This window comes from Bacteroidota bacterium (assembly GCA_038746285.1).
Lineage (GTDB): Bacteria > Bacteroidota > Rhodothermia > Rhodothermales > JANQRZ01 > JANQRZ01.
On the sequence record JBCDKT010000036.1, the window covers coordinates 1 to 25,871 of the forward strand.

A 25,871-nucleotide genomic window follows, 5' to 3' on the forward strand; every position below is an offset into this window, starting at 1 on the left:
CCCAGACCCCCAGACCCCCAGACCCCCAGACTTCCCGTACACGCCTGCGAACTCATCTAGTCATTAGACTGAGGCGCGTCGTTTACAGCACCTCTCGCCTGGCCGATACCGAAGAGACTGCGCCCTGCCTCCCCTGCCGTGTTCTGGACCCTCCTCCGCTTGCAAGTCCTCGCCTTCCGGCGCGCCCCCTACCTCGGCGGCCGGCTCGTGCTGGCCGTGCTGAAAGCGCTCGGGCTGGCCTACGCCGTGCTGACGGCGGCCGCGATGGGGTTCCTGCTGCCGGACACCCTCTCGGTCTGGGCACCCGACATCTCAGCGCTCGACCTCGTCCGGCAGATGCTGCTGCCTGCGCTTGGGGCGCTGACCGTCGGGCGGGTGCTGTTCCAGGACGTGCCGACGCGGGGAGCCGAGGCGTTCCTCCTGCTGCCGGTGCCGCGCCGTCGCGTGGCGCGGGCGGTGACGCTCCGGGCGACGCTCTCGGTCTTCAACCTCGCCCCGCTCGCCTTCGCCGTGCCCTTTGCCCTGCGGACAGTGCGGAGTGCCTCGGGCGAGGCAGCCGCGGTCGGGTTCGTCGTCGGGGTGATAGCACTCGTGGCGGTGTCGCACTTCGCCGTCGTGGTATGGAAGACGCGGCTCGGGACAGCCCCGGCCGAGACGCTGGCGGCGGTCGGGGCCGCGCTCGCGGCGACAGCGGCCGTCGTGCTCGCCCTCGGCGGGCCGCTTGGGGACGAAGCCGGGCTGACCGTCCTCTTCGTCACCGCCATCGCAGCCCTCCTCGGCGTCTACTCGCACCGGAGCGTCGTCGAGTCGCTTTACCTCGACCCCGCCGCCCGCGCCTCCGCGCCGGCCGAGCGCCAGCCGACGACCGGGTTCGAGCACGCCGGCGTGCGGGCGCTCCTGGACCTGGAGTGGCGGCTCCTCCGGCGCACCCGGTTCCCGCGCGGCATCGCGCTCAACGCCCTCGCCCTCACACTCGCGGTCTCGGTCTACGCCTTCGTCTGGAACGACGGCGCCCCAGCGGCCCTGCTCCTGATGGCCTCGACGGGCACGTTTGCGATCTCCGCCGGGCAGTTCGCGCTGCCGTTTGCGAGCGGGCACTACGACCGGCTGCTGAGCCTCCCCGGCGCGCTCCACGCCTTCGTCGCGGCGAAGCTCCTGATGGGCGTGGGCTCGGCGCTCGCGCTCGGCGCGGTGCAGTTCGTGCTTGCCCTCGCGCTCGCCCCGGGCGCCCTCCTTGACCTCGGGGTGGCGGTGCTCTTCTGCGCGGGCGTGCTCGCGCCGGTCGCCGTCCTCGGCTCCACGCTCGGGCCGAAGCCGCTCGACGTGCAGGACAAGTTTATGGGCAGCCCCCGGATTCAGTCGCTCCCGCCGCAGATCGCGCTCGCCCTCGCCGGGGCTGTCGCCGTGGGCCTGATCTTCGGCCTCGGCCCGGGGCACGGCCTCGCTGCGACCGCCGCGGTCGGGGCGGCCGGCGTGCTCGCGCTGCCGCTGTGGGCGCGCCTCATCGAAACCCGGCTCCTCCACCAGCGCCACCCCTTCGCGCTTCGTTTTAGGTCTGTTCTATGATGACGACGAACGGCTCTGCTCCCGCTCCTGACCTCGGCGCGACCGTCGTGGCGACCGACCTCGTGAAGCGCTACGGGGCGACCGAGGCGCTCAACCTCGACCACCTCGCCGTGCTGCCGGGCGAGGCCGTCGCGCTCGTCGGCAACAACGGCGCGGGCAAAACGACGCTCCTCCGCCTCGCGCTCGACCTAATCCGGGCGACGAGCGGCCAGGTCCAGATCGACGACGTGGCCGTCGCCGAGAGCGACGCGTGGAAGCCGTCGGTTGGGGCCTTTCTCGATGCCGGGTTCCTGATCGACTACCTGCGACCGAGCGAATACTTCCGGCTCGTCGGCGGGGCCTACGGCCTGGCAGCGGACGAGTCCGACCGGCGGGCGGCGGCCTACGCCGACTTCTTCGGCCCGACCGTCGAGGCCGACCCGCTCATCCGCGACCTCTCGCTCGGCAACGCGGGCAAGGTCGGCATCGTGGGCGCGCTCCTGCCCCGGCCGAAGCTCATCGTGCTCGACGAGCCCTTCGCCAACCTCGACCCGCGCGCGCGCCTCCAGCTAGAAACCATCCTGCGCCGCGAGCGCGAGCGCGGCGCGACGCTCCTCGTCTCCAGCCACGACCTTGACCACGTCGTCGACGTGGGCTCCCGCGTGCTCGTCCTCGCCGCCGGGCGCGTGGTGCGCGACACGCCCTCGACCGGCGAGACGCTCCGCGAGCTGCGTTCCTTCTTCGCCCCGCCGGAGCCTACCTCTGCCCGAGCGCCGGCGTAGACAACGCCGCAGGTGGTCCACCTGTCCACTCGAACCGGACGCCGGGCGGGAGCGTGTCGATGAAGCCCGGCAAGAGGGTCCGCACCCGCTGGGCCGTCGCCTCGTCGCGGGCGAGGAACGTCACCGTGTCGTTGGCCGGCGTCACCGCCACTGGCCCGCTGAGGTGCAGCGTGCCCAGCCTGATCCAGGATGGCGAAAACTGCGTAGACTCATACGCCATGAGCAACCGGACTCCAGCTTCCTCCGTGAGCGGGTCCACCCACCCGTACCGGCCGCGGGCTTCCTGCAGTTCGAGGGTGCGGAGGCTGGCGAGGCCGTTGAGGTCCAGGACGTAGTGGTCGTTCTGGAAGCTCACCCACCCGATGTCGCCGGTGCCCACGGGGCCTTGCCAGAACTCCGTCGCGAACCGGTGCATCTGGCCGTGTTGCTCGTAGACGTCGTTCGCCGCAGCGGGGGCGAGCAGGGCGCAGCGGATGTAGTTCTGGCAGGTGAGCCCAACGGCGAGGGTGGCCAGCAGAGCAAACCGGAGGGGAGGCTGCGCGTCTACGAGCCGCCGCAGGCCGGCCCGGCTTACCCAGAGCAGGACGAGCACCGCGACGGCCCACACGTAGACTTCGTACCGGCCGAACCAGCCTAGCTGCCCAGCGGCGAGGTGCAGCCCGAGCGCCGCAGCCGCCCACAAGGCCAGAGCTTTGTCCGCCCGCGCCGGCCCCCGGACCACGACCGCGGCGAGCAGCCCGAGCCAGGCCACCGCAAGCACGCGCCCCGTCCCCAGCCGCATGTTCTCGACGAGGTTGCGCGCGAATCCCACGAACACGCTGCCGTCTGCCACCTGCTGCCACACGCTCTCCTCGCCCAGCGACTGCGACTTCAGCAGAACCGACGTAGGCAATGCCTCTTGACCGTTCGCCAGCAGAAACGCCGAGAACGCAGCCAGAGGCACCGCCGTCGCCACGGCTACGACGAGCGCGGCGCGGGCGTGCCGCCGGTAGAGCAGCAGGGCGAGAGCAGGCACGGTGAGGGCCAGGCACTCGTAGCGGGCGAGGGGCGCGAGTACGAGGGCCGCCATCAGCCACCACGCGACCTGCCCCGTCTCCCGCTCTCGGATCAGCCCCCAGACGATCAGCACCGACAGGGCGAGTTGGAGGACGTGCTCCATCCCGTTTAGCACGAGCCCGATCAGGTGGGTCCCCACGACGAACGCGACGCCCATCACGCCTACCGCGAGTGCGCGGTGCCAGTCGTCTCCGACGGGCAGCACGCGGAGCAGCACCCGCCAGGCGGCCCAGACCGCCCCCGCCGACAGCGCAATGTTGAGCACGAGCGGAGTGAGCACCGCACCCGGCAGCCTCGCCCCCAGGGCCAGCAGCAGCGGCCACAGGATGCTCGACGACGGAGCCGAGCCCTCGCCGGGGTTGACCCCGTAGTGTCCCCGTGCGATTTCCTCCGCGAGGGCGAGGTGGATGTACGGGTCGTCGAGCGTGTAGGCGAACACGCCACCGTTGAGCGCAATAATCGCAGCCACGGCTACGCCGAGGCCTCCCCCGAGCAAGGCGAAGGGAGGCCCCCAGCTCCACGCGTGCGTGCGTTGCTCGGTCGTAGGGGAAGTTCCGACAGCCATACAGTTGAGGGCGTGCGTGTGGTGCCGGAAGCTAAGCCCGGCACCATTGTCCGCCGCCTCTCACTTCGGGACCGTTCATGCCGGCTGGCCTATTACTGCCCGAGTCTGTCGGCCGGGCGCACCGCTGCCGCTGCAGCGTACGGCTCCGGCATGGTTGTTCTCCTGCAGCGCTGCGTCACGGAACGCGCTCGCCGCATGGCCTACCTCTACTACACGCCTCGCAACAGGAATCCCCGGCGCTGGCCAACCGCCGTCGGCCTGCTCGTCGGGTTTGTCGTGCTCTACGCGCTTGGCTCGGTACTGGGCATCGTCCAGCCCTAGCCGCTCAGCGCCGGGCGAGGCCTTTTAGTTCGGCGAGCGCCATGAGCGGTGCAGCGGCCCGTGCTACTCGCTCGTGCGCCCAGGCAGGGGCCGCTCGTCCCGGACGGCGCGCTGCCACCCCACCGGGTCTTCGATCTCTTGGAACGGGTCTGTCGCTGCCAGCTTTTCGAAGATTTCCGCGAGCCGCGCGCCCGTGATGCCAGAAACTGGAAGAGCCGCAGGCTCCTCCGGCACCACCACTTCCACGGGCGTTTCCTCCCCACGGAGGACCGCCTCCGGCACCTCGCCAGTCCAGCGAATGCCGTCGTCTGAGAGAACCGCTTTGTACGTCCGTGGCATAGCTACGGGGGGATGGAAAAGACAGAAACGCCCCAGAGATGATCGGCGTCATCATATGAAGGTACGACACCGCACCGCGTCCCTACCTTAGCGTCCCATGCTCCTCGACAGCGATATCCTGATCTACTCCGCCCAGCCCGCCGCCCCGGAGCGTGCGCGCATCCAGTCTTTCCTGCGCGAACATGCGGAGGACGCCTTCTTCGTCTCCGAGATCAGCCGCGTAGAGGTCTACGGCTTCCACGCCCTCTCGGACCGCGAAGAGGACCTACTGAACCAGGTATACAACGCCTCTACCGAACTCTCGATTACGCCCGTCCTGGCGCGCGCGGTCTCGCTACGCCGGCAGCGGCGCGGGCTAAAGACGCCGGACGCCCTCGTCGCTGCCACCGCGCTGCACTATGGCCTGCCGCTCGTCACGCGCAACACGAAAGACTTCGGGCAGGTCAAGGGCCTGGAGGTGATCGACCCGCTCCAGCCCTAGCCGCTCAGCGCCGGGCGAGGCCTTTGAGTTCGGCGAGCGCCATGAGCGCCTCGATGGGCGTCATCCGGTCCGGGTCGAAATGCTCCAGGCGGTCCATGACCTCGATGAGGGCGGGGTTGGGCGGGACGGCGGCCGGGAGCGCGGGGTCGGGCGGGGCCACGGAAGCCGCCGCGGCGGAGCGCACGTCGGGCAGGGCTCCGTCGCCGGAGGCACCGTCGGGCGCGATCTCCTCAGCCACGTTGTGCGCTTCGAGGTGGCGGAGCACCTCTTTCGCCCGGCGGATCACGGCTTCCGGCAGGCCGGCCATGCGGGCGACCTCGATCCCGTAGGAGTGGTCGGCCCCGCCGGGGACGAGCGTGCGGAGGAAGATCACCTTGCCTTCGTGCTCCTGCACCTGGACGCGGGCGTTCTGGACGCGCGGCAGCCGCGCGGCGAGCGCGTTGAGTTCGTGGTAGTGGGTCGCGAAGAGCGTCCGCGCCGCTACCTCCGGCCGCTCGTGGAGGTGCTCGACGATCGCCCACGCGATCGAGAGCCCGTCGAACGTGCTCGTCCCGCGCCCGACCTCGTCGAGCAGGATGAGCGACTTCGGGGTCGCGTTGTTGAGGATACTCGCCGTCTCGTTCATCTCGACGAGGAACGTGCTCTCCCCCGCCGCGAGGTTGTCCGAGGCCCCGACGCGGGTGAAGATTTTGTCGACGACTCCGACGCGCGCCTGCCGGGCCGGGACGAACGCGCCGACCTGCGCCAGCAGCACGACCAAGCCGACCTGGCGGAGGACGACGCTCTTGCCCGCCATGTTTGGCCCGGTAATGAGCAGGATCTGCCGGTCGGACGCGTCGCCTGCGTCGAGGAGGACGGAGTTCGGGATGAACGCCTCGCCCGCCGGGAGGGCCTGCTCGACGACCGGGTGGCGGGCGTCGGTGAGGTCGAGCACGCCCGAGTCGTCCACGTCGGGCCGGACGTAGCCGTGCTGCTCGGCGACCTCGGCAAGGGCGCAGAAGACGTCGAGCAGCGCCAGGAAGCGGGCGTTGCGCTGGACCGGCTCGACGGCCTCGGCGACGGCCATCCGAAGCTCGGCAAAAAGCTGGCTCTCCAGCTCGACCATCCGCTCCTCGGCCGTGAGAATCTTCTCCTCGTACTGCTTGAGCGCGGGCGTGATGTAGCGCTCGGCATTGACGAGGGTCTGCTTGCGGATGTAGTCGTCCGGGACCTTGTCGCGGTGCGCGTTCGTGATTTCGAGGTAGTACCCGAAGACCTTGTTGTAGCCGATCTTGAGGCTGGGGATGCCAGTCCGGGCGCTCTCCTCGGCCTGCATCTTGGCCAGCGTCTCCTTGCCTGACGAGGCGATGCCCCGAAGCTCGTCGAGTTCGTCCGAGAAGCCGCCCCGGATGTAGCCACCGGCATCCATCTTAGCCGGCGGCTCGTCCACGAGCGCGGCCCCGATCCGCTCGGCGAGGTCGGTGCAGAGCGTGAGGCCGTCGTGCACCCGAACAAGCGTCTCGCAGGTCTCACCTTCGAGGGCCTGCTTGAGGAGCGGAATCTGGCGGAGCGTGAGCTTGAGCGTCACGAGGTCGCGCGGCGTGGCGCGCCCGGTGCAGACCTTCGCCGCGAGGCGCTCGAGGTCGCCGACGTGCCGAAGTTCGTCGCGGAGCGTCCGGCGGAGGCGGGAGCCGGAGAAGAGCGCGTCCACGGCGTCGAGCCGCTGCTGAATCTTGGAGACCGAGCGGAGCGGGCGGACGAGCCACGCACGGAGCATCCGCCCGCCCATCGGGGTCTGGGTCCGGTCGAGGATCTGAATCAGCGAGCCGTCGCGCCCGCCCTGCATCGACGAGACCAGTTCGAGGTTGCGCTTGGTCTGCGGGTCGAGGGCGATGTAGTCGTCGGCCTGGTAGCGCTGGATGCGGCGGACGTGCGGGACGCGGCCTTTCTGCGTCTCGCCGAGGTAGTAGAGCGCCGCGCCCGCCGCGACGAGTCCGAGGCGTAGGTCTTCGACGCCGTAGCCTTTGAGCGAGTGGGTCTGGAAGTGCCGGAGGAGGGTTTCGTAGGCAAAATCGTACCCGAAGACCCAGTCCTCCTGCGGCGTAAGCGCGAAGTGCGCGCCGCGGATCGCCTTCGCTTCGTCCTTCTGCCGCTTGTCGACGAGGAGTTCCGCCGGGGCGACGGTCAGGAGCAACTCGTCGAAGCGCGCGGCCGGGGTTTCGGTGACGAAGAACTCGCCCGTCGTAGCGTCCACGAAAGCGAAACCGACGAGGCCCTGGTCTTTGCGCTCCGTGCCCCAGACGGCGGCGGCGAGGTAGTGGCTCTGCTTCGGCGCGAGGAGCACGTCGCGGAACGAGACCCCCGGCGTGACGACCTCGACCACGTCGCGCTTGACGATCTTGCGGGCGTGCTTGGGGTCTTCGAGCTGCTCGCACACGGCGACGCGGTAGCCGGCCTGGACGAGCTTCGGGAGGTGCTGGTCGAGCGCGTGGTGCGGGAAGCCCGCCAGGGGGACGTCGTCCGCCGCCCCGTTCGAGCGCTTCGTGAGCGTGATCCCGAGCACGTCGGAGACGATGCGGGCGTCTTCCTCGAAGGTCTCGTAGAAGTCGCCCATGCGGAAGAGCAGGAGCGCGCCGGGGTGGCGGTCCTTGATCGTCCAGTACTGCCGCATCAGCGGCGTTGCGGCCTTTTTCCGGCGCTCCTTTCGCTCCTCCTTCGAGAGCGGGAACAGCGTCGGCGCTTCCTTCGGCATGGGTCCGGGGCGGGGCTGTGTCGCAGGAAAATACACGCACCCCATGCCAGCAGCGTGGCATTGCCCTGCTGCGCCCGCACGCTGCCGGGTGACGCGGGCTACGCGCGATGCCCGTCAGGCCCCTTGCCTGACCGACTCGGCCTCGCCCTCGGCTTGGCGTGCTTTCCGGGGGCGGCTCGGGAAGAGCGTGTACTCGATCGTGCGCTGGCGCTCAGCAGTCGCCCCCCAGATCGACAGACCGAGGGCGAACACGCACAGAACAGAGATCGTGACCGAGACGCCGCTCCACTGTCCGAACCGGAGCACCAGGAACAAGGCACCCAGGAAGTACGCGGACACGAACGTCCAGAGGAGGTAGCGACTGCGGGTGCGCAGCTTCCGCCGGAGCCGCTGGACAAAGCCGAGGAGCAGAAGCCCCCCTACCGCCATGCTGACGAGTAGGATGGCGTTGGCGATTGTCTCTGTGGACTCCGGCAAGTCCTCGGGCAGCGTCACGTACTGCCACCCCGTGAGCAGCGCCAGCAGCCCCACGATCGGGAGGATGAGGCGGGCTAGTTTTCTGGGCAAGGACAGGGACTGCGCCATGAAGCGAGGGGCGTGGGACCGTCAGCAGGTCGCGTGGCAGCGGCGAGAAGCAAGATACCGTCTCCGCGCGGCCACAGGATGAAAGAACAGATTATGTCTCCGCCAGCCGCTCCCGGTCTGCCTTGCGCAGCCCTGCCACGACGAGGCGGTACGAGGCTTCCACCATCGCCTGCACGAGCGGCGTCGGCATCTCGGCGCTCAGGGCGACGGAGTTCCAGTGGCGCTTGTTCATGTGGTAGCCCGGCGTGACGGCAGCGTACGCTTCGCGCAGCGCGACCGCGCGCTCGGGATCGCACTTCAGGTTGGCGCGCGGCGGAATCTCGTCGAGGCTGAGGAGGGCGAACATCTTGTCGCAGACCTTGAAGACCAGCACGTCGGGACCGAAGGGCTGGTCCTCGCGGGTCTCGGGGAAGGTGAGGCAGAAAGAGCGAAACTCGTCGATATACATCGGCCGGCGTCAGGAATTGATAAGCCGAAGGTACAGGAGGTGCCACATCATCCGGCGCGCTCAGAACAGCCGCGCCACGCCGAAGGAGAAGAACAGGCCCGAGCCCAGCCCGGACGCCGTCCCGGAGTCGAACCGGTAGGTCAGGTCGAGGCGCACCGGCAAGACGAAGCCGCCGTGGAGCGAGACGCCGAGCTCGTTCACCCACCCCTCGTTGAAGCGAAGCGCCGTAGACCTCGTCTCCGGTCCCGGGCCGTCGAGCCAGACGCGACCGTGCGCGCCGTGGATGCTCAGCCCGACGTTCCGCACCGCGAGCGCCTCCAGGCCGAGGAGTTCGAACGGCACGCTGCGGAAGTCGTGCTCCCACGACGCCGCCACGAACGCGTCGCCCTCGACCGGCTGCCCGCGCAGGGTGCGGAAGGTGCCGGTGGGCGCGTAGGCCAAGAGTGTCCCGTCGATCCCGAAGAAGCGCTGAGGCGGCAGGTCGCCGCCGTGGAGCCCGCCGGCGAGGCGGAGGTCGAGCGTGTTCGGGATCAGGCGGCGGCGCAGGAACGTCGGCACGCGGAGCGCGGCGACGCCCTCGGCCCGGACGAACCCGAAGTCGCTGCCGAGCGCGTCGCCCGCGGCCTCGACGCGGAGGCGGAGGCCGCGCTGCCCGGCGAGCGCCGCCCCGAGTCCGCCGTCCACCTCGCCCAGCGTCACCTCGGCCCCGACGGACCGGAGGTCGCCTTCGGGAACGACGGGGTTCAGCCGCTGCGGGGCCTGCCCGAGCAGGTCGTAGCTCGTCGTCGCCCGCACGGCGCGGTGCTGCTCGGCGAGGGCGAACAGCGTGAGCCGCGTCCGCAGCCGCCGGGCGTAGCCGCCGACCTCCGCGTAGAGGCCTTCGCGCTGGTAATAGTCGAAGTAGTCGGGCTCGCCGACGAGGGCGACGATCGTGTTCTCCGCGCGGCCGTAGGCCGCCGATTCGGTCCGGGGAGCGATCTCACGCTGCACCCCGATCTCGGCGAAGAGCCGGTTCCGCTTCGGCAGGCGGAGGGTCTGCGCGAGCGACGCCTCGTAGGTCAGGCGCTCCAGGCCGGTGGCGTAGCCGAGCGCCCCGCGCAGCCAGGGCCCCCGCCCCGGCCTCACGCCGGCGTGGGCTCCGAGGTGCGCCGCCTCCACGCGGTTGTACCAGAGGTCAAGTCCCGCCTCGGTCGAGAGAAACCGGTCGCTGCGGCCGGACCCTGCGCTGCGGCCGTCGTCCATGTCGATGAACCGGGCGAGGAAGCCCGTCGGACGGTACGCCTCCTCGATGGTGTCGGTGCTGTCGATCTCGGCGTAGGCGACGGCCTCGCGCGGATCGAGCGGGACGACGACCCCGGCGCGGTCGAGCGCCGTGCCGGCCGCGAGGGCGACCGAGTCCACGGCCGGGCGCGTGCTGCCGTCCTCACGCTCGAAGAGCGAGTCCGGGATGGCGACGTTGACCTCGTAGTCCGTCAGCCGGGCGACGATGCGGAACGTCATCGCCGGGAACTGCAGGCCCGTCATCCCGATCCGGCCCGCGCCGTCGAGGCGGAAGTCGGCCGGGAGCCAGGCCGTGCGCTCGTTGATCTCCTGCCCGAACGACGAGAACTGCTGCGCGAACGTCAGGTCGAGCGCGTTGACGAGGGGGAGGCGGACCGACCGGTTGGGGCGCAGCGCCACGTCGATGAGGGCGTAGGTGCCGCCGAGGACCGAGACGCGCCCCTCGAAGCCGGGCTGGAGGCGGTTCTTGGGAGTCACGCCGATGTCGTAGACGATCTCGTCGTCGCGGTAGCGCGTGCCGTCGAGCGTGAAGCGGTAGAAGCCGAGCGCCTCCGGCGCCGTCGGGCCCAGGAGGCTGAAGCCGACGAACTCGATCTCGTCGTCGTAGAAGTTGAGGATGGCGTCGGCGGCGCGGAGGAACTCGGGGCGGAAATCCTGGAGGTTATCCGTCTGCCGGACGTCCTTGACGGACTCGCGCACGCCGTCGCCGCGCCGCCAGTAGGCCTCGGTGACGCCCTCGACGATGCCGACGATCAAGGTGTCGCGCCCGAAGGTCTGCCGGACGTAGGCGTCGGCCTGCCACGATTCGAGGTCGGCCTGCCAGGCCTGCTTGCGCTCGATGACGCGGCGCATGATGTTGAGTGCGGGATTCTCGCCCGTCACCACCACCTCGCCGGCCACGACCCCGACCGGTGCGAGAGCAATGTCGGCCGCACCGCCCTCGGACGTGCGCCGCGCCGTCTCGTAGCCGATGAACCGTACGACGAGCACGGCCGGCGTAGCGGGCAGGCGGAGTTCGTAGGCCCCGTCGCGGTTGGTGATCGTCCCGACCGCCGTGCCCTCGACCTGGACCGTCGCCGCGGCGAGCGGCTCGCCGGTCTCGGCGTCGGTCACGCGGCCCGTGGCGACCGTCTGGGCCTGGGCCTGTGCGGTGAAAAAGAGGGCGAGCAGCGGCAGGGCGCGGCGGAGAAGCATGGCGGCGGGGATGAGGGTGAGCGACACGTACGCCGCACAGGCAGCGGGGTTACGGCGGCGGGGGTTACACCCGAGAGGCCGCCCACACCGAACGCTTCGTAACGCCCTACTCCGCCGCCTTCAGCCGGCGCATCCCCGCGATCACCATCACCGCGCCGTAGGCGGCCAGGCACTGCGCGCCGAGGGCGATGCCCATCAGTTCCAGCGTGAGCCTGTCCGGGCGCAGCAGCGTCCCGCCGTGCCACCCGAGCCCCAGGTACCACAGCCCGACGCCGAGCAGCGATGCCCCGCCGAGGGCCGCCATGTACCGCCGCACGCGCAGCCACCGCACCCGGCGGTAGAACGAGAACGCCGCCAGCACCAGCAGCAGCGGAGCGACGAGCACCTCGTAGAGCCCCAGCGACCCCGACCAGGCACCGACGTTCAGGTCCGCCGCCCAGAACGGCAGGGCGATGAGGGGCAGGAGCGCCGTCACAGCGGTGCTTCGGAGGAAGAGAGGCCGCGTGCCTGGTCCGTTCATGGTCGGGCGCGGTTGGTGCGCAGGAGCCAGGATACGGCTTGGCGCATCATCGCGCTGCGCAATCTCGGCCGGGTCGTTGAAGTGTCCTTAGTTTCCTTCGTATCGTGTATCCTTATACCCTCCGCGGGGTACAGCCCCTCTCTCTCACTAACCGCCAAGACGCCATGACCCTATTCGCTACAACCAGGCACTTCCTAGCAGCCGTCCTTCTGCTCATGCTGCCGGCCCTCGCGCACGCGCAGTCCATCCACGACACCGGGACTGTCGAGTTCGAGGTCTTCGCCAACGGAGCGCTCGGCACGGAGCCCATCGGAGGCAACCAGTTCCCCGGCGGAGGCTTTGTTCTCAACGGGGACAACGGCCTCTTCCACGCCACGCTCGCCGTCGGCGTCTCGGACATGCAGGTCTCCGGGAACTACTACGGCGGCACCGACCAGGCCCCCGAATTCTCGCCGGTCTCGGGGCCGACTGTGATCGACCCGGTGTTCGAAGCGCCGTTCGAGGAGTTCGATCAGGCCTTCGAGGCCGTCTTCGACGACAGCGCAGCGCCCAACCCGATCGGCCTGACCGTCACGCAGCGCTCGTACTCCCGGTCGGACTTCCCGAACCAGGACTTCGTCGTCGTCGAGTACACGATTGAGAACACGTCGGGTGCGGACATCGAGGACGCCTACGTCGGCATCTTCGCCGACTGGGACGTGGGCACCTTCGAGCAGAACCTCGGCGGCTACGACGAGGACACGCAGCTGCTCTACATCTTCGACGACAGCGAGACCTCGACCAACTACTTCGGCGTGACCGCACTCGGCGACGTGGACGTGTCGGGCATCAACTACGACGCACTCGGCGGGGCCGAGACGGACCTCGAGATCTTCCAGTTCCTGACGACCGTCGCGCCCGTGCCGCCGCTCGTGGACGACCGCCGCGCCACGCTCGGCACAGGCCCGTACGACATCACGGACGGCGAGTCGATTGTGGTCCGCTTCGCCTTCGTTGGCGGCCCGGACGAAGCCGGCGTGATCGCCAGCGCGGCGGCGGCGCAGGAGCTCGGCACGACGGCCCCGCCGCTCGAGCAGGCCATCCACGACACGGGCGACGTGATGCTCGAGGTCTACGCCAACGGCTCCATCGGCGCGTTCGCGGACGAAGCCGGTGCGTCCGTTGGGACGGGCTTCACCTTCGAGGGGTCCAACGGCCTGTACGAAGGAGAATTCCTCGTCGGCGCGAGCAACACCCAGGTCTCGGGCGACGCCTACGAGTTCCCGGACATCGAGTGGACGACTGTGGACTCGCTCCGCCAGGCCTCCCCGCCCGACGGCGCGAACCAGGCGTTCACCGCGTCCTACAGCGACGCCGCCGCCGCCAACCCCATCGGCGTCACCGTTGACCAACTCTCCTTCTCGGGCGAGGACGACGACTTCGTGACGCTCGAGTTCACCGTGACCAACACCTCGGGCGCGGACCTCAGCGACATCTACCTGGGAATCTTCGTCGACTGGGACGTGAGCAACTTCGAGCAGAACATCGGCGGCTACGACGAGGACAACCGTGTGCTCTACGTATTCAGCGACGAAGCCAACCCGGCGGATCCGAACTACTACGGCCAGGTCGCCATCGGCAGCGAGGACGACGTGCCGGTCTCAGGCGTGTTCTACGACGCGCTCCCCGGGGATGACATCCTCTTCCAGGCGCTTACCAACATCTCGCCTGATCCGATCGGCCCAGCAGACCGGCGGACCGTGCTCGGCCTCGGCCCGTACAGCATCGCCGACGGCGAGAGCGCGACGGCGGTCTTCGCCATCGTCGGGGGCGAGAACGAGCAGGACGTCATCGCCAACGCTTGCAAGGCGCAGGGCAACAGCGACTGCAACCCCGTCTCGACGGAGGAGTCGACGCCGGACGGCACGTTCACGCTCCACGCGGCCTATCCCAACCCGTTCCGCTCGGCGACCAACGTCGGCTTCACGCTGCCGGCGAGCCAGGACGTCCGCCTGACGGTCTACGACGTGCTCGGCCGCCGCGTGACCACCCTCGCCGACGGCCTCTACCCCAGCGGGTACAACTCGGTCCGGTTCGACGCCTCGAACCTGCCCAGCGGCATGTACGTCGTCCGCCTGGAGACTGGGTCGCTGGACCTCACCGAACGCGTCTCGCTCGTCCGCTAGACGACGCGCTCCGCTACAGCAGCGTGGCCCCGCCGGTGCACTTCCGGCGGGGCCACGTTGTTCTACGCCTGTGCGGTCGGTGCCGCCAGCCGGCGCTACCAGTACGCGTAGTAGGCCAGGTCCTCCGGGTCGACGGTCGTCTCGACGACCTGGCGGCAGTCGCGGCAGCGGAAGACGACCTCGCGCGGCGTACCCGTCGTGCCGGTGAGGAAGCGCAGCGCCCGCATCCCGTAGCGGCGCTCGATGCGGATGCGGGCGTGGCTCCGGTCGCGCGACGGCTCGCAGGTGCACGTCATCGCCTGCGGCACGGGGGCGACCGGCACGGGAGCAACCGGCACGGGCGCGGGCTCGGGCACCGGGAGGCGGTCGAACAGGTTGAGCTGCATCCTGCGCGCCTCCTGCGCCTGCGCGCGCTCGAAGAGGTAGTAGTCCAGCGAGAGCCGGCCCGACCCGTGCAGGAAGATGGCCACGAGGAGGAACAGCACGAGCGTCGCCAGCTCGAACGACTGGCCCGCAGCCAGCAGCCCCTCCCCGGCGTGCACGACGAACACGGCACCGATCAGGATCGGCACCTGGAGGAGCGCCGCGACGCGTGTCAGCAGGCCCAGCGTGAGCAGCAGCCCGCCGCCGAGGTGCGCCAGCGCGACGTAGTGGACGAGCGCCACCGACAGCAACGACACGTCCGTCCCCGCGCCGAGGATCTCGACGAGCGAGGACGAGTCGCTGATGAAGAGCGCCCCTCGGATGAAGAGGGCGATGCCGAGGTAGATGCGGATCAGGTCGAAGACCAGATCGCGGTTGGCGTCCATCCATTCGATGGCACGGTGACTGGCAGACATAGCAGCCTCTTGTGAAAGATAGGAGAAGGGAATATTCTTGCTACGGCACTACACCCTCGCCGGATCCGGTGCGTCCGAGATCGGTGCCGCCAGCTACCAGAGCCGCTGCGCCTTCGGGTCGCGGCGCATCGCCGGTCGGAGCACGTTCGGGCGGTCCTCCGGGAGCATCTGCCGCAGCACGAGTGCGAGGACGGCCCCGGCGAAGAACCCACCGATGTGCGCGCCGTAGGCCACGCCGCCTGTCTGCTCCGCCGCCGCAATCGCCCCGAAGCCATTGATGAACTGGAACACGATCCACAGTCCGATGGCAAGCAGCGCCGGCACCGCGATGACCCGGAAGAAAAAGACGGTGTGGACCCGGTTGCGCGGGAAGAGCACGAGGTACGCCCCGAGCACGCCCGCGATAGCCCCGCTCGCCCCGAGGTTCGGGATGACGGAGTCCGGGTCGAGCGCGATCTGGGCCGCGCTCGCGGCGAGCCCGCTGACGAGGTAGAAGGCCAGGAAAGCTCCGTGCCCGAACCGGTGCTCGACGTTGTCGCCGAAGATCCAGAGGTAGAGCAGGTTGCCGCCGAGGTGCCCGAACCCGCCGTGCATGAACATGCTCGAGAGCAGCGTCAGGTAGATCGGCACCGGGCCGGGGCGCTGCGGAAGTCGGTCCAGGCTCGCCGGGCTGAGCGTGGCGTCGGCGGCGTTGACGAGGTCCTGGCCCGTCGTGATCTCGTACGGGACCGTGCTCCACCCGTAGATCAACTCGGGGTCCATCAGCTGGAGCACGAACACGCCGACGTTGGCCAGCAGCAGGGCGATGGTCACGAACGCCGGTCCGTCGAGGTGGCGATCGTCGTCGCCGATGGGAAACAGCATGGAGCCGAAAGCGAGGTGAGAGGGGCAGCGGTCTGTACGTCCCGCTCGGCGCAATCGTTTCTACGCGCCCCCGGGCACCAGCCCGCGGTGCACGGCCCAGAACACCGCCGCGGCGTGCATCCCGTGCACGATCTCACCGCGCTCGACCAGCCCGACGAGGTCGGCGGCGTCTACGAGCCGGACCTGCAGGTCCTCAGTCTCGTCTAGGGACGGTGCCTCGACGCGGTGCGCGCCCCGCGCGACGAACAGATGCCCGTAGTTGGTCTGGCGGGCGGGTTCGACGGCGCACGGGCCGAGCGAGGTCCAGGTGCCGGCCTCGTACCCAGTCTCTTCGAGCAGCTCGCGCCGGGCGGCGTCCAGCGGCGTCTCGCCCTCGCCGATGATGCCGGCGGCGAACTCGAGCGCCGTCCGGTCGACCGGGTACCGGTACTGCTCGACGAGGACGGCCTTTCCGTCGTCCGTCAGCGCTACGATGAGCGACCAGTCGGGCACCTCGGCCACATGAAACTCTTCGATTTCGGCCCCTGTCGGGAGGCGGACGTGATCGGCCCGGAGGGTGAGCCACCACCGGTCGACGACGGTTTCTGAGTCGATAGTCGTCCACCGGCGGTGGCTCGGGGGTTCAGTTGGCATGAGACCGGTCGATAATGAGAGGTGTCAAGGTATCCACGCAGACCGTAGCCTGTGGGGCTCTCAGGGTGTGTCCGCGCGGTGACGAGGCAGTTTTCCCACCTTCTGCAACCGATCCTATGCGTCTCCTCTGTCTCTGCGCCTGCGTTCTGCTGGCAGGACCCGTCAGCGCCCAATCGTTCATTCTGGAGGCGTCCAGCGGCGGCGGCGGCCTGGAAGAGGACGTGGCTCGCGGGCTTGCACTCAGTCCAGAGGGCGACCGCTACATCACGGGCATCTTCGAGGACGTGGCCACGTTCGGCGAGGCGTCTGTCACGAGCATCGGCGGGAATGACTTCTTCCTGGTCAAATACGGTCCGGCTGGCGACGTGCTCTGGGCGCGGCGCGGCGGCACCAACGCGAACGACTTCGCAGCCGAAGTCGCCGTAGCGCCGGACGGCGGCGTCTACCTCGTGGGCTCCTTCAACGGCAGTGCCACGTTCGACGGAGGTGCCAACCCGGATGTGCTTCTAATCTCCGCCGGGGGCTTCGACATCTTCCTCGCCAAGTACGACATCGACGGCACCATACAGTGGGTCCAGCAAGGAGGCGGAGCGGGGCAAGACGTTGGCCGAGACTTGGCGGTAGACGACAGTGGGAATGCCTACGTAGCCGGCAGCTTCGAGGGCGACGGCAACTTCGGTGGCCGGATGGTAACCAGCGCGGGGGAGAGCGACGCGCTCCTTGTGAAATATGCCCCAGACGGCAGCGTCGCCTGGGCGAGGCGCAGCGGTGGCGGCCAGGACGACGCCGGCTACGGCGTCGCCGTGACGCCCGACGGCACCGCGCACGTCAGCGGCGTCTTCAGAAGCACCGCACAGTTTGGCCCGCTCTCCAGGCAAAGCCTCGGCGGCGCTGATGTGTTCGTCGCTCAGTACGATGCGAGCGGCGAGGTCGCCTGGGCCACGCGGATCGGCTCCCCCGAAGACGAGGTGACGCGCGGCGGCGGCATCGACCTCGCCGCGAACGGCACCGTCTACGTTCACGGCGGCTTCGACGGCACAATCACCATCGGCAGCGACGTACTGACGAGCCTCGGCATGGCCGACGTCTTCGTGGCGCGGATCAACCGCAGCGGCGATCCCGCCTGGGCACGCCGCGGCGGCGGGGACGGAGACGACGCCCCCAACGCCCTCAACGTCTTCGGCAACGGCGTTCTGATCACAGGTGCCGTGGAGGGATCAGGCTCCTTTTCTGAGGTGCCTTTCACCACGCAGGCTCAAGACGCCTACTTCGCGGTCTTCGACATTGCAGGCAACCTCTTCGACCTGAACATTCTCGGAGGTCCGGGCGACGACGTGGGCACGGCCATCGACTCCGACGCGTCGCGTGCACAGTTTTCCGTGGCTGGCCTCTTCGAGGAAACCGCCGCCTTCGGCAGTCTCGAACTCACCAGTGCCGGCGAGACGGACGCCTACCTGGTCGACGGCCGCTTCGGCGTGGTGGACCTCGAACCGGACGCGGGCGCACCCACGAGGCACGCACTCGGTGCGGCCTATCCCAACCCCTTCAGGCACTCAGCCACCCTCGCCCTCGACGTGGCCGCGGCACAGCATGTGCGCGTCGAGTTGTTCGACGTGCTTGGCCGACGGGTATCGATGGTCCATGCGGGCCGCCTGCCGGCCGGCCAGCACCGCGTCACTGTGCAGGCCGCCGGGCTCCCGACGGGCCTCTACCTGGTCCGGGCCGAAGGCGAGACGTTCCAGCTCACCCGGCGCGTGACGCTCGTGCGCTGATCCCACCCACGATGCACTCGCGGGTGGAGGTTCCCTCATCCTGAGCGGTTCAGCAGCACCTGGAGCGCAGGGTAGTCCACTTTCGCGTTGTGGCGGCGGTCGAGTGGGACTGCCGCGACGGGCAAGACAGCGGCGAGGTGCGCCCAGGCGAGGGCCTCGCGGAGGCGCTCGTCATCGAACCCGTCCTGGGCCTCGACGACGAGCGTCCGGCGGCCCTCAGCGGCGACCAAGGCGCTGCGACGAACGCCGGCGACCTCGCGCGCGGCAGCTTCGACAGCGAGGGGGTAGAGCGTGCCGTGCGCGTCGCGGACTGCCGCCGCGCACCGGCCGAGGAGCCACAACCGTCCGTCCGTCTCCAGCGTCCCCGCGTCGCCCGTGCGGTGCCACCGCACGCCGCCGACCTCGAACTTAGACTCGGCGTCACCCGCTCCGCCGAGATAGCCGGGGAGCACATGCGCACCGCTCACGACAATCTCACCCGCCGTGCCGGGCGGGCATGTGAGGGCCTCGAACGTGGTCCCGCTGAGGGGGCCAATCGGCGTGCCCCAGCAGTCCTCGATCACCCGAAGGCGGACCGTGTCCACAGGCCGACCGGCCGGCAGACCACTGCCGGTGCGGACGCGTTCGCGGTCGGACGCTGTGAGCGAAGCAGCGGGCAGTTCGGCGATGGGTTCGGCCTCGGTCGAGCCGTAGACGGCGACGACCTCGGCGGCGGGGGCCGCAGCCTGGAGTCGGTCGAGGAGGTCGGGAAAGACGGGTGCGCCGCCGGTGTCGAGGCGGCGGAGGCGGGCAAGCGGGGCGAGGTCTTCCGCTCCGAGCAGGCGCTCGAAAAAGGCCGGAGAGGCCGCACTGCGCGTGACCTCTTCGGCCTCGATCTGCGCCAGTACGGGCGCAGGCGCGACAGCGCCCGGTCGGCGAAGGTCGGCCTCGGGAAGCACGCTCGTGAGGCCCGAGGCGAGGCCTGCGAGGACAAAGACGGGGAGCGTCGGCAGGTCCACCTGCCCGGCCTCGTGCCCTAGCGCCTCGGCGAGGGCGCGGTGCTGCGCGCGGAGGAACCCGTGCGTGCGGACCGCCGCCTTCGGCGCGCCCGTGCTCCCGGTCGTAAACGTCAGCAGCGCCGGGTCGTCGGGCGCACAGGGCGTTACCGGACACGCGCCTCCGCCCCTGCTCCAGCGCTTCGCGCCCGGCACCCAACCCCCGACAGCAAACCGGAGCGGGATACGCCGCACGCCCGGCACGAACAGCCGCAGCCCGTGCGCCTTCGGCACGCCGACGAACGCGGCGGGCGGTAGGACGCGGCAGCAGGCTGCGACGTGGGCGCGCCCCGCACCCGGGTCGAGGAGGACCGCGACGAGGCCAAGCCGCAAGACGGCCGCGAGGACGACGTACAGTTCCACCGAGAGGGGGACGAGCACGAGCACCGCGTCCCCCTTGGCCAGCCCGGCGTGGGCGAGCCGGCCCGCTCCTTCGGCCCCGAGCCGCTCCAGGTCGGCAAAGGTGACAGCCCGCCGCCGACGCCCGCGCCCCTCGACAAGCGCGACGGCGTCCGGCCGCGCCTCGGCCTGGGCCTGGAATAGGTCGGCAACGTTCACAGCGGGCGACCGAAGAGCGCGTAGCGGCGCATGGGGTAGGCCGAGTTGTGGCGGCTGATGCGCACCGAGACGTTGGCCTCGTGCATGAGGGCGTGGAGGCCGCGCCGGAAGCCGAGGCGGCGGGCGGCCTCCTGCACGCGGAGCACGAGCGCCCCGCCGAGGCCCTCGCCCCGCGCGTCGGGATGCACTGCCACGGTCTTGACAATGACCGTGTCCACGGTCTCCCTCCGCTGCGCCTGCGCCAGATCGGGCACCGCAAAGACGAACCCGACCAGCGCGCTCTCGCGCTCGGCCAGGACGAGCAGCTCGGGGCGAACGTGTGGGAGCAGCTGGCGGTAGCTCGCGCGGAAGACCGCCTCGGGCTGCGGGGTGTAGAACGGGTTGCCGGCGAATGCTGCCAGGGCGACGCGGTAGAGCCGCCCTAGCTCTGCTTCGGCCTGCTCCAGCCGGAACGCGCGGAGCCGCAGACTAGTCTCGGCTAACCGCGCCTCGGCTTCGCCGAGCGCATCGGCCCTCGGCGGGAGGGCGGGCACGCGGGCCGAGTAGTAGCCGGCGACGGGCGCGAAGCCCGCCTGCCGGAACCAGGCGACGGCCTCAGGCGGTGTCCACGGCTCCAGAAAGAACGGAGGCTCCGGGCCTTCGCCCTCCGGCGCGGTCTCGGTAACGAGCCGGTAGGCCTGCCACGTCGAGCCGTCCATCGGGCCGAGCGCGTAGGCCGCGCCCGCCGTCCGCAGTTCATCGAGGGCGGCTGCCAGCACGGCCCCCGCCGCCTCGTCGCGCGCCGCTGCGACGTGCCCGACGAGTCCGACATGGGCGGCCGGGTCGTCCGGCAACGACGGCGTGTTCCGCCACCACAGGCTCGCGCGGGCAACGCACTCCCCCTCCTCAGTCACAGCGAGGTGCCGGTCCGGCCGCGTGAGCGCCCACATCTCGGGCGCGAGCGGCGCGAGGGGGCCCGCGAGACCGGCGTCGGGAGCGTCGAGGCGGTGAACCGTCATCGGAGCAAGAGGGGTGCGAGGAGGCCAAGTGACGAGGCTGCGCCGACGAGGGCAGCGCGGTAGACCCGCCCCTCGAAGTCGGTCGTCTCCTCATCGAGCGCGCGGGCGTAGCGGGCCGCGATGTACGCGGTCCCCCCAACGGCGACGGTTCCCAGCAGGAGGAAGACGACCGCACGGGCGACCGGTGCCGGCGTTCCCCGCGTCAGGTAAAGGGCGAGCACGGGGAGCACCTGCACCGCCACGCTCCACACCGTCGCCGTCCGTGCGATGCGCGCGGGGGACCGTTCTGGATGCCGCCCCCGCAACTCGCCGACGCCGAAGAGCGCGAGATATCCGGCGTAAGCGAGGGTGTACGGAAAGAGGAGGTCCGGCCGGCTAGCAAGCGCCGCGGCAAGAAGCCACACGGTCCCTACCGACGTCACGCTGAAGACGTTGTGCACGGTGTCCGAGCGGGCGGTGCCGCGCGGCCAGAGCCGCGCGTAGGTGAAGTACAGCCCGAGCGGAGCCAGCAGCCAGACCGTCCCGCCGACGGCCCACGTCACGTAGCCCACGAGCGCGGCACCGACGACGGCGCTGCCGTCCAGCGTCGTCGTACGCCGCGAGAGCGCGGCACCAGCCGCGAGGGCGACGAGCACGAGGAGGTGTCCCACCAGCAGCGCCGCCGAGAGGTCAAGCAGTCGGGTGAGAATGACATATGCCCCGAGCGGCACGAACAGGTTGTCCAGCCCGCGCCACGAGACGGCCTCCAGCATCATCGCTAGAATGCCGACGAGGCAGGCCACGAGGAGACTCTCGGCGCGGCCGGTCTCGGTCAGCAGCAGGAGCGGGACGTGCACGCACAGGAAGGCTACGGCGAAGAACGCCACGGAGCCCTCGCGGCTCTTCCGACCGTCCACCGCCGCGTACGACACGAACCCGTGGCGGAGGCCGACGAGCGCCGCCGCTGGATCAGCCAGCCCGAGCAGCAGGAGCGGGACCGCGTAGAGGACCGGCGTCTCGGCAGCGAGAAGGTAGAGCGCGCACACCGCAATCGGGAAATAGATCTCGCCGTAAGACCGCCGCTCGACGCTGTGGATCACCCCGCCCACGCGTTTGCTAAGGGCCGACACCCGCCGCACGGCCACCATCAGCCCGACCGCCAGCGCAGCGAGGGCGACGACCGGTGCCGCCCCGTCGAAGAGCCACGGGAAGGGGATGGTCACGGCACCCATCGTGACGTGCAGCCCCTTGCGTGCTCCCTCCGGCGCGAGGCCGCGGTGCACCTGTGCCCATCGGAGCACGACCAGGGCAAGCCCGAGCGTGCCGAGAACGAATGCGATCCCCAGCCACGGCCGGGCCTGCACGAACGCCCACACGCTCATCCGATCACCTCCTCGACGACGAACGCGCCGTAGAACGGGGCCTTGTCGGTGGCATGCAACCGCTGCCCGAGGTCGCCGAGCGGCCGGAGCCGGTGAGCGAGTGCGGGCGGGCGGCGTCGCGGGGCCAGCAGGTTCCAGTAGGCGAGGCGCGCGCCCGGCCGAGCGGTGTCGGCGAGGCGGCCGAGGAGGTCAGCGTAGTGTTCCTCGTCCACGTATTCGAACACGTCCGAGAGGTTGAACCGGTCGAACGACCCCGGTGCGGCAGCGTCGAGGGCCGCCTCCAGCGAAGCCCTGCGCCAGGTCAGCCGGTCGAGGCGGGCACGGATCGTCCCGAAGTGCTCGGGGCGGAGATAGAGCGGGAGCGCGGCCCCGTGCGTGCCGGTGAGGATCCACTGGAGGTACGGGTTCCGGCGCGGGTCCGTGCTCGTCACGGCCTGGCGGATGCGAGCCTGGAGCCGGCCGGCCACGCGGCCCTCGACGTGGTCGAAAAAGCGGGGATCACGCCCGAAGCGGCCGAGGACGAAGCGCGAGGTAAAGAGCCGGAAGAGCAGCCGCCAGCGAGGGGTGTCCCAGTGCGCGTCGTACCACGCCCGCCGCGCCTCGGCGGTCTCTTTTCCCTCTAGCAGTGCCTGAACCCGCCGGCGCGACTGCGTCAGCGGCAAGACGAAGCGACGGAAGTACTGGAAGTACCGCTCGAATTTTCCTGCCGCTCCGATCCCTCGCTCGACGAGGCCGGGCCGGGCGTCCCAGAAGGCCCGCGCCTCGGCGTTGAGGTGGGGGCGGCAGCGGCGGTAGAGATCGAGCCGCCGGGCGCTCGGGCGCGAGCCGACGAGCCCGAGGAGATCCTCGTGACGGAGCACGCGGAAGGCCGCGACCCGGAGGGCGAGGCACGCGAGCTGCGCCGCGCTGAGGTCCACGGCCAGGACCTCTGCAGGGTCGGCCGTGAGGAGCGCAAGGGCATTGTCGCCGGCCGAGGCAATGCTCAGGCACCGGTCGCCGGGCTGCACGGCGAGGCCTTCGAGGAGGACGCCGGCGTCTTCCCACACCTGCGCGTAGCGAATGCGCGAGAAGTCAGCGCGCGCGGCGATCTCGGCAGCGGCCGGCTCAGCCATGCGCCACCCCGACCGGACCGGGCGCGTAGTTCGCCGCTAGCCGCTCGACGCGGCCCGTCGCCCCGTCGAGCCGGACACGGTCCCCGTCGCGGAGCCAGCCGGTCACCCCCGCCACGGCTACGGCTGCCGGGAGGCCCAGTTCGCGCGCGACAATCGCCGAGTGCGAGAGCAGGCTCCCGCGTTCGACGACGAGGCCGGCGCATGCCGGGAAGAGCAGGATCCAGCCGGGGTCCGTCCGCTCGGCGACGAGGACAGTGCCGGGAGCGAGGGTCACGCCGCGCGGGTCGCGGACCACACGCACCGGTCCCTCGACCGTGCCGGGGCAGCAGCCAAGCCCCTGCCGCACCGCCCCCCCTTGATCCGGCTGCGCTGTACCAACCGGCGTAAGCGCGCTCAGTGCCACGGCTCCCCGCGTCGTGAACCGCTCGGGCGGCGCAGGCAGGGCGCGGAACCGGCCGAACGCGGCGCGGCGTGCGCGGGCCAGCGCCGCGGGGTCCGGCACCGTGGCGGTCCCGTCAGCGAGGCCGAGGAGTTCGTGGAGTTCGAGGTAGAACACGTCGCGGGGGGCACCGAGCCGGCCGGCCTCGGCGAGCCGGCGGCCCATTGCTAGCACGATGCGGCGGGCGCGGCCGAAGACGCGGGTCCGCTCGAAGCGGAGGTTCTCGCGGTCGCGGACACGGGCCCGGGCGTGCCGGAGCGCCCAACCGAAGACGAGCCGCCGGAGCGGGTGCCCGCCAAGCGCCGTGCGGAGCCGCGTCTCGGCCTCGGCGCGCAGCCCGGCCCCTGCCGTTTCGGGGACTGCTTGCCCCGCCCGAAGACGCTGCGCCATCACGCCGATAGCGCGGTAGAGCGGCCCGGGATCGTCGGCGAGCGTGGGGCTTTCGAGCTTGAGTTCTTCGAGGCAGCGGTCACCGAAGCGGTCGAGGTAGGCGGCGACCTCGGCGGCCCAGTCCGGCCGCGCCGCGAGGCCGGTCTCAATCTCCCCCACCGGTCCGTCGGCGAGCGTAGCGGTCCACCCGGCGTCCTCGGCGGCCCGCTCGGCGAGGCGGCGGACCCAGCGCGCAGGCTCCGCGGAAACCACCGCCCCGTCACCGGTGAGGAGTTGCCCGAACAGGCCCTCGGGCAACCACCGCTCGGCCAGCCGCTGCGCCACGCCGAAGTGGATCATGGCGAAAAAGTCGTTGACCAGCGGAGCGTCCCAGCGCGCGAGGAGGGCAGTGTCGAGGCGGCGGTAGTGGGCGGCGAGGCCTTCCAGATCGAGCGCGTCGAGGCCGGACCCGGGAAGCGCAAGCGCGGCGTCGAGGCGAGCGCGGAAGGCGCGCTCCAGCCGGGGCAGCCGTCGGCGCGCAGCGACCAAGCCGATGACCGTGCGGAGCGTGTCCAAGGCGTCGCCCCATCGGCTGCCCGATGGGGGATCGGGCCGGAGTGTTTCGGGCAGCCCCTCTTTCACGCCCATCATTCGCTCCATGAGCGGCGCGTTAAGCCGGTAGCCTGGCAGAAGCGCCAGCACCCGGTACCAGTTGACGAGGTTGTAGTAGACCCGCCCCCGCACCAGCCCGATCATCTGCGTGAAGGCCTCGTCGTGCGCCGCGATGCGCGGCTCGGAGACGCCGAGGAGGCGGCAGAAGTGGCGGTAGACGGCCTCGTAGGCCCGGCGTGCGAACGTGTAGGTCAGCGGCGTCGTCACGCCTCCGTAGCTCTCGACGATGTTGCTGTTGTCCCAGAGTCGGAGCGTACCCTCATCGGCTGTGCCCTCGGTGACCATGCTCCCGGTAAGCGCCGTGATGGGCCGACTCTGGAGGAGGTAGAGCCCTCCGCCAGCGAATGCCCACTCGACGTCCTGCGGGCACCCGGTGTGGGCCTCGGCCGCGCGCGCGAGGTCGGCGACGCGCGCGGCCTGGGCGTCGGTGAGAACGGGACCGGAGGGCGCAGGCAGCGCCCGAACGCCCTTGCCTGCCTCGGCGTCGAAGCGGTCGGCCTGGCGCTGCCGGCCCGGCCCCCGCTCTGCCACCCGGCCGCCTGCGGCGACGCGGAGGTGCTCCCCGTCCTCCCGCCCGTCCACGAGTGCCGCGCCCAGCCCATGGACCGCAGCTATGACGACGTGCGTGCGGTCGCCCGAGACAGGATCGGCGCTGAAGGCGACGCCGGACGTCTCGGCCTCGATCATCACCTGCACGAGTACGGCGGGGGGTGGCGGCACCGGGGGCAGCCCGCGCTCGCGGCGGTAGGTGAGCAGGCTCGGCGCGAAGCCCGAGCGCCACACGTCCGCTACGCGCTCCGCCACGCGCTCCGGCGGAACGAAGAGGTACGAGGCGAGCTGTCCCGCAAACGAGTGCACCTCCCCGTCCTCGTCGGCAGCCGACGAGCGCACAGCGACGTGGGCTGCACCGAGCCCGGCGAGACCTACGGCGAGCGCCTCACGCACGGCAGGTGCAGGCACGAGTCCAGCCAGCGCACCGGCGAGCGTCTCGGGGTTTTCGCGCGCGGCCTCGAACGCCGCGCGCGCGTCGTCATCCAGGCTCGCCTCGAACGCCGCCGGAGTCGCTACAAACCACCGAGGGACACGGCCGACGCCGCAGAGCGCCGCGAGAGCGGCGGCCTTGCCCCCGAGAACCCGGCGAGGGGGTGCGGCTCCAACGTCGTCCGGCGTGAGGATTAGGGGGCAGTCGGGCATGAGGAAAGCTACG

At 70.6% G+C, this 25,871-nt stretch carries 21 protein-coding genes; 6 read left to right on the forward strand and 15 right to left on the reverse strand.

The window, feature by feature from the left end; all coding sequences use genetic code 11:
• Positions 1 to 138: 138 nt before the first annotated feature.
• Both AAGI91_11975 and AAGI91_11980 read left to right on the forward strand, forming a co-directional pair.
• Positions 139 to 1,566: a DUF5687 family protein gene (locus tag AAGI91_11975; protein ID MEM1043333.1), complete on the forward strand. Its 1,428-nt coding sequence runs from the start codon at positions 139 to 141 to the stop codon at positions 1,564 to 1,566.
• The gene (locus AAGI91_11980; protein MEM1043334.1) at positions 1,563 to 2,327 is read left to right on the forward strand and encodes an ABC transporter ATP-binding protein; all 765 of its coding nucleotides are present in this window, start codon (positions 1,563 to 1,565) and stop codon (positions 2,325 to 2,327) included. Before AAGI91_11975 ends, AAGI91_11980 begins: the two co-directional genes overlap by 4 nt.
• On the opposite strand, the gene AAGI91_11985 is transcribed toward AAGI91_11980, so the two are convergent.
• Positions 2,302 to 3,852, reverse strand: a complete 1,551-nt coding sequence (locus AAGI91_11985; protein MEM1043335.1) for a hypothetical protein — start codon at positions 3,850 to 3,852, stop codon at positions 2,302 to 2,304. The two genes, AAGI91_11980 and AAGI91_11985, sit on opposite strands and share 26 nt — an antisense overlap.
• 246 nt (positions 3,853 to 4,098) lie before the next feature.
• On the opposite strand from AAGI91_11985, the gene AAGI91_11990 reads away from it, so the two are divergent.
• The gene (locus tag AAGI91_11990) at positions 4,099 to 4,269 is read left to right on the forward strand and encodes a hypothetical protein (protein ID MEM1043336.1); all 171 of its coding nucleotides are present in this window, start codon (positions 4,099 to 4,101) and stop codon (positions 4,267 to 4,269) included.
• Between the two features lie 63 nt (positions 4,270 to 4,332).
• On the opposite strand, the gene AAGI91_11995 is transcribed toward AAGI91_11990, so the two are convergent.
• Entirely contained in the window at positions 4,333 to 4,608 is a 276-nt protein-coding gene (locus AAGI91_11995) for a hypothetical protein (protein MEM1043337.1), read from the reverse strand.
• A gap of 97 nt (positions 4,609 to 4,705) precedes the next feature.
• Here AAGI91_11995 and AAGI91_12000 point away from each other — a divergent pair, with 97 nt between their 5' ends.
• Complete coding sequence (locus tag AAGI91_12000; GenBank protein MEM1043338.1) at positions 4,706 to 5,089, forward strand: type II toxin-antitoxin system VapC family toxin; 384 nt, start codon at positions 4,706 to 4,708, stop codon at positions 5,087 to 5,089.
• Positions 5,090 to 5,093: 4 nt separating this feature from the next.
• On the opposite strand, the gene mutS is transcribed toward AAGI91_12000, so the two are convergent.
• The 5 genes from mutS to AAGI91_12025 all read right to left on the reverse strand — a co-directional run bounded on the left by mutS (position 5,094) and on the right by AAGI91_12025 (position 11,848).
• Positions 5,094 to 7,739: a DNA mismatch repair protein MutS gene (mutS, locus tag AAGI91_12005; GenBank protein MEM1043339.1), complete on the reverse strand. Its 2,646-nt coding sequence runs from the start codon at positions 7,737 to 7,739 to the stop codon at positions 5,094 to 5,096.
• 195 nt (positions 7,740 to 7,934) lie between these two features.
• Positions 7,935 to 8,405: a hypothetical protein gene (locus AAGI91_12010; protein ID MEM1043340.1), complete on the reverse strand. Its 471-nt coding sequence runs from the start codon at positions 8,403 to 8,405 to the stop codon at positions 7,935 to 7,937.
• A 91-nt stretch (positions 8,406 to 8,496) separates the two neighbouring features.
• Positions 8,497 to 8,853, reverse strand: a complete 357-nt coding sequence (locus tag AAGI91_12015; GenBank protein MEM1043341.1) for an MmcQ/YjbR family DNA-binding protein — start codon at positions 8,851 to 8,853, stop codon at positions 8,497 to 8,499.
• 60 nt (positions 8,854 to 8,913) lie between these two features.
• Positions 8,914 to 11,328, reverse strand: coding sequence for a DUF5686 family protein (locus AAGI91_12020; GenBank protein MEM1043342.1), 2,415 nt, complete (start codon positions 11,326 to 11,328; stop codon positions 8,914 to 8,916).
• A gap of 106 nt (positions 11,329 to 11,434) precedes the next feature.
• Entirely contained in the window at positions 11,435 to 11,848 is a 414-nt protein-coding gene (locus AAGI91_12025; GenBank protein MEM1043343.1) for a hypothetical protein, read from the reverse strand.
• Positions 11,849 to 12,012: 164 nt separating this feature from the next.
• Here AAGI91_12025 and AAGI91_12030 point away from each other — a divergent pair, with 164 nt between their 5' ends.
• Positions 12,013 to 14,013, forward strand: a complete 2,001-nt coding sequence (locus tag AAGI91_12030; protein ID MEM1043344.1) for a T9SS type A sorting domain-containing protein — start codon at positions 12,013 to 12,015, stop codon at positions 14,011 to 14,013.
• A 95-nt stretch (positions 14,014 to 14,108) separates the two neighbouring features.
• Here the strand turns inward: AAGI91_12030 and AAGI91_12035 are convergent, their stop codons facing one another.
• The 3 genes from AAGI91_12035 to AAGI91_12045 form a co-directional block, all read right to left on the reverse strand.
• Positions 14,109 to 14,852, reverse strand: coding sequence for a DoxX family protein (locus tag AAGI91_12035; GenBank protein MEM1043345.1), 744 nt, complete (start codon positions 14,850 to 14,852; stop codon positions 14,109 to 14,111).
• 93 nt (positions 14,853 to 14,945) lie between these two features.
• The gene (locus AAGI91_12040) at positions 14,946 to 15,716 is read right to left on the reverse strand and encodes a rhomboid family intramembrane serine protease (protein ID MEM1043346.1); all 771 of its coding nucleotides are present in this window, start codon (positions 15,714 to 15,716) and stop codon (positions 14,946 to 14,948) included.
• 60 nt (positions 15,717 to 15,776) lie between these two features.
• The gene (locus AAGI91_12045) at positions 15,777 to 16,349 is read right to left on the reverse strand and encodes an NUDIX hydrolase (GenBank protein ID MEM1043347.1); all 573 of its coding nucleotides are present in this window, start codon (positions 16,347 to 16,349) and stop codon (positions 15,777 to 15,779) included.
• Between the two features lie 116 nt (positions 16,350 to 16,465).
• On the opposite strand from AAGI91_12045, the gene AAGI91_12050 reads away from it, so the two are divergent.
• The gene (locus AAGI91_12050) at positions 16,466 to 18,121 is read left to right on the forward strand and encodes a T9SS type A sorting domain-containing protein (GenBank protein MEM1043348.1); all 1,656 of its coding nucleotides are present in this window, start codon (positions 16,466 to 16,468) and stop codon (positions 18,119 to 18,121) included.
• 35 nt (positions 18,122 to 18,156) lie between these two features.
• Here the strand turns inward: AAGI91_12050 and AAGI91_12055 are convergent, their stop codons facing one another.
• Genes AAGI91_12055 through AAGI91_12075 form a run of 5 tightly spaced genes read right to left on the reverse strand, consistent with a single transcriptional unit; the run spans position 18,157 to position 25,858 of the window.
• Positions 18,157 to 19,713 (reverse strand): AMP-binding protein, encoded by a 1,557-nt coding sequence (locus AAGI91_12055; GenBank protein ID MEM1043349.1) that lies wholly within the window; start codon positions 19,711 to 19,713, stop codon positions 18,157 to 18,159.
• Positions 19,710 to 20,711, reverse strand: coding sequence for a GNAT family N-acetyltransferase (locus AAGI91_12060; GenBank protein ID MEM1043350.1), 1,002 nt, complete (start codon positions 20,709 to 20,711; stop codon positions 19,710 to 19,712). The genes AAGI91_12055 and AAGI91_12060 overlap by 4 nt, the downstream gene beginning before the upstream one ends.
• Complete coding sequence (locus AAGI91_12065; protein MEM1043351.1) at positions 20,708 to 22,072, reverse strand: hypothetical protein; 1,365 nt, start codon at positions 22,070 to 22,072, stop codon at positions 20,708 to 20,710. Before AAGI91_12065 ends, AAGI91_12060 begins: the two co-directional genes overlap by 4 nt.
• The gene (locus AAGI91_12070; protein ID MEM1043352.1) at positions 22,069 to 23,184 is read right to left on the reverse strand and encodes a DUF3419 family protein; all 1,116 of its coding nucleotides are present in this window, start codon (positions 23,182 to 23,184) and stop codon (positions 22,069 to 22,071) included. Before AAGI91_12070 ends, AAGI91_12065 begins: the two co-directional genes overlap by 4 nt.
• Positions 23,177 to 25,858, reverse strand: coding sequence for a PEP/pyruvate-binding domain-containing protein (locus AAGI91_12075; protein ID MEM1043353.1), 2,682 nt, complete (start codon positions 25,856 to 25,858; stop codon positions 23,177 to 23,179). The genes AAGI91_12070 and AAGI91_12075 overlap by 8 nt, the downstream gene beginning before the upstream one ends.
• Between the last annotated feature and the right edge of the window lie 13 nt (positions 25,859 to 25,871).

Coding starts and splice junctions, on each gene's coding strand:
- AAGI91_12045 (MEM1043347.1), bottom strand. CDS start 16,349: ATGCCAACTGAACCCCCGAGCCACCGCCGGTGGACGACTATCGACTCA.
- AAGI91_11980 (MEM1043334.1), top strand. CDS start 1,563: ATGATGACGACGAACGGCTCTGCTCCCGCTCCTGACCTCGGCGCGACC.
- AAGI91_12025 (MEM1043343.1), bottom strand. CDS start 11,848: ATGAACGGACCAGGCACGCGGCCTCTCTTCCTCCGAAGCACCGCTGTG.
- AAGI91_11990 (MEM1043336.1), top strand. CDS start 4,099: ATGGTTGTTCTCCTGCAGCGCTGCGTCACGGAACGCGCTCGCCGCATG.
- AAGI91_11995 (MEM1043337.1), bottom strand. CDS start 4,608: ATGCCACGGACGTACAAAGCGGTTCTCTCAGACGACGGCATTCGCTGG.
- AAGI91_12015 (MEM1043341.1), bottom strand. CDS start 8,853: ATGTATATCGACGAGTTTCGCTCTTTCTGCCTCACCTTCCCCGAGACC.
- AAGI91_12010 (MEM1043340.1), bottom strand. CDS start 8,405: ATGGCGCAGTCCCTGTCCTTGCCCAGAAAACTAGCCCGCCTCATCCTC.
- AAGI91_12020 (MEM1043342.1), bottom strand. CDS start 11,328: ATGCTTCTCCGCCGCGCCCTGCCGCTGCTCGCCCTCTTTTTCACCGCA.
- AAGI91_12050 (MEM1043348.1), top strand. CDS start 16,466: ATGCGTCTCCTCTGTCTCTGCGCCTGCGTTCTGCTGGCAGGACCCGTC.
- AAGI91_12075 (MEM1043353.1), bottom strand. CDS start 25,858: ATGCCCGACTGCCCCCTAATCCTCACGCCGGACGACGTTGGAGCCGCA.
- AAGI91_12060 (MEM1043350.1), bottom strand. CDS start 20,711: ATGACGGTTCACCGCCTCGACGCTCCCGACGCCGGTCTCGCGGGCCCC.
- AAGI91_12040 (MEM1043346.1), bottom strand. CDS start 15,716: ATGCTGTTTCCCATCGGCGACGACGATCGCCACCTCGACGGACCGGCG.
- AAGI91_12065 (MEM1043351.1), bottom strand. CDS start 22,072: ATGAGCGTGTGGGCGTTCGTGCAGGCCCGGCCGTGGCTGGGGATCGCA.
- AAGI91_12030 (MEM1043344.1), top strand. CDS start 12,013: ATGACCCTATTCGCTACAACCAGGCACTTCCTAGCAGCCGTCCTTCTG.
- AAGI91_12070 (MEM1043352.1), bottom strand. CDS start 23,184: ATGGCTGAGCCGGCCGCTGCCGAGATCGCCGCGCGCGCTGACTTCTCG.
- AAGI91_12000 (MEM1043338.1), top strand. CDS start 4,706: ATGCTCCTCGACAGCGATATCCTGATCTACTCCGCCCAGCCCGCCGCC.
- AAGI91_12035 (MEM1043345.1), bottom strand. CDS start 14,852: ATGTCTGCCAGTCACCGTGCCATCGAATGGATGGACGCCAACCGCGAT.
- mutS (MEM1043339.1), bottom strand. CDS start 7,739: ATGCGGCAGTACTGGACGATCAAGGACCGCCACCCCGGCGCGCTCCTG.